Below are 377 nucleotides of genomic sequence, written 5' to 3' on the forward strand. Positions count from 1 at the left end.
GGACAGGCCTGCTGGCAGGCGGTGACGACCTCGCCGTCGCGGATCGGCCGGCCCTCCTTGTCGGCGGTGATCCGCGCCTCGGCGATGCGCTGGACGCAATAGGTGCATTTCTCCATCACCCCGCGGCTGCGCACGGTGACATCAGGATTGCGCATCGCCCGGACCGAATCCGGATCCTGAGAAGTGTAGTCGAACCAATTGAAATGCCTGACTTTATAGGGGCAGTAGGACGAGCAGGTACGGGTTCCGATGCAGCGATTATAGACCTGCAGGTTCAGCCCATCGATCGAATGGACGGCGGCGTTGACCGGACAGCCCATCTCACAGGGCGCCTGTTCGCAATGCATGCAGGGCACCGGCTGCAGCGTGGATTTCGC

Annotated in this window: 1 protein-coding gene; it reads right to left on the reverse strand. The window is 62.6% G+C overall.

What is annotated here, in order from left to right; genetic code table 11:
* Positions 1-377: 4Fe-4S dicluster domain-containing protein (locus AC1D0P_RS31800; protein WP_477680368.1), on the reverse strand; the 377-nt coding region annotated here is incomplete at both ends.

Source organism: Polaromonas sp. P1_G2, assembly GCF_056405515.1.